The sequence below is a fragment of the Arthrobacter sp. 2YAF22_2 genome (assembly GCF_052114645.1).
Lineage (GTDB): Bacteria > Actinomycetota > Actinomycetes > Actinomycetales > Micrococcaceae > Arthrobacter.
In genome coordinates, this window is sequence record NZ_JBFRFD010000613.1 from 1 (window position 1) to 1,885 (window position 1,885).

Genomic DNA, 1,885 nt, shown 5'->3' on the forward strand with positions numbered 1-1,885 from the left:
CACTTTCACCGTGGAGCCCACGGTGGTGACGATCAGGCTGTTCACGAAGAACTGGCCGAACGGCACGGTAGTCATGGCGACGCGGTAATTGTCCAGGTTGAGGCCTTCCGGCAGGATCTTGAGATCGGTGGTGACGATCTCGCCGGGCTGCTTGAAGGAGCTCAGCAACATCCACAGCAGCGGCACGACCACCACGAGGCTGGCCACGATCAGCGGGATGTAACCGCCGGCGATCGTCTGGACCAGGTTGGCGCGGGAGAAAGGGCGGCTGCGCTGCACCGGGACCTGCGGACCGCCGTCGGGGGTGTACCCCGAGGTTTTGGCCGGATCGGGACTAACAGGAGAGAGCGTGCTCACGAGTAGTGCACCTTCCGTTCGACGAACCGCAGCTGCAGCACGGTGATGATGAGCAGGATCGCGAAGAGGACCACGGAGATGGATGCCGAGTAACCGGCCCGGTTGTAGGCGCCGAACGCCTGGAGATAGGCCTCGTAGATCAGGGTGGACGTGCCGTTGCCGAGCGGGGTCATGATSCGGATCAGGTCGAAKGCCTGCARSGARCTSAGCATSGTGGTGATCAGCAGGAAGAACGTGGTGGGGGAGAGCAGCGGAACCGACATGCCGACGAAACGGCGGAAACCGCTGGCGCCGTCCAGCGAGGCCGCTTCCATCACATCCTGGGGGAGCGACTGGAGACCCGCGAGGTAGACGACGGCGCAATAGCCGAGGTTCTTCCAGATGTAGACGACGATCACCATGACCAGGGACAGCTGCGGGTCGTTGATCCACTGCGGGCTCTGCTGGCCGATGCCGCGCAGGAGCCAGGACAGCACCCCGTAGCCGGGGTCGAAGATGAACAGCCACACCAGTCCGACGCCGACCCCGCTGAGCACATAGGGGGCGAAGACGGCGGACCGGGCGAAGGTGGTGCCACGGACCTTGGAGTTCAGGGCGAGGGCCACCAGCAACCCGAGGACCATCGAACCGCCAACGGTGACGACGGTAAAGGCGGCCGTGGTCCCCAGTACCTTGGGGGCGTCGGTGCTGGTAAAGAAGTTGATGTAGTTGTCGAAGCCGACGACTGTGGCGGAGGCAGAGCCCAACGTCCAGTCCAGCGTCGAGTAATAGATGTTGTTGATCAGCGGGAGATAGGTAAACACCGCTATCAATGCCAGGTTCGGCAAGGCCAGGGCCAGGAACACGATGAAGTCCCGGCGGGACCGGGCGGACCAGCGTCCCCTGCGCTGGTCCGGAGTGACGGCCGCGGCGGTGGCCGCAGGACTGTCCAGTAATTGTTTTGTCATGGGGTCTCTAACGGATCCGGGCCTGTCGATGACGGGCGGTTGGGTGGAGGATCAACAAACACTTCACCACACCGGTTGGGGCCGGTACCCCGCATGAGGCCTTGTCAGAGCTTTGTTATGCCAGGCTTCGTCGCCCGTTCACCCTCCGGTTGGTTGCAGTAGGCCACAGTGTTCGTTTGGCACAATGGAGCCATGACAGCGATCACAGACGTGCCCGGAATCCGCGTGGGCCACGCCTCCCGGACCGGGGAGGGCTGGCTGAGCGGCGTGACGGTGGTCCTGCCGCCGCCCGGTACCGTCGGCTCGGTCGACGTCCGCGGCGGTGGTCCCGGCACGCACGAAACCGACGCTCTCGACCCCACCACCCTGACCACCGCCGTCGACGCCGTGGTCCTCACCGGCGGCAGCGCCTTCGGGCTGGCAGCCGCACACGGCGCCCAGCGCTGGTGCGAGCAAAACGGCCGCGGCTTCGCCGTCACCGGGGGAGTAGTCCCAATCGTGCCCGCGGCCGCCATCTTCGACCTCGGCCGCGGCGGCGACTTCGCAGCGCGCCCGACGGCGGACATGGGCTACACGGCAAC

The 1,885-nt window shown here is 65.4% G+C and carries 2 protein-coding genes and 1 pseudogene; 1 reads left to right on the plus strand and 2 read right to left on the minus strand.

All coding sequences use genetic code 11. From position 1 onward, the window contains the following. Both AB4Y86_RS17865 and AB4Y86_RS17870 read right to left on the minus strand, forming a co-directional pair. Positions 1-357, minus strand: a pseudogene (locus AB4Y86_RS17865) (carbohydrate ABC transporter permease); the annotation flags it as partial. Next, complete coding sequence (locus AB4Y86_RS17870; RefSeq protein WP_441403495.1) at positions 354-1,304, minus strand: carbohydrate ABC transporter permease; 951 nt, start codon at positions 1,302-1,304, stop codon at positions 354-356. The pseudogene AB4Y86_RS17865 and the gene AB4Y86_RS17870, both read right to left, overlap by 4 nt. A gap of 192 nt (positions 1,305-1,496) precedes the next feature. On the opposite strand from AB4Y86_RS17870, the gene AB4Y86_RS17875 reads away from it, so the two are divergent. After that, positions 1,497-1,885 (plus strand): P1 family peptidase (locus AB4Y86_RS17875; RefSeq protein WP_441403496.1); only part of this gene is annotated, 389 nt, incomplete at its 3' end.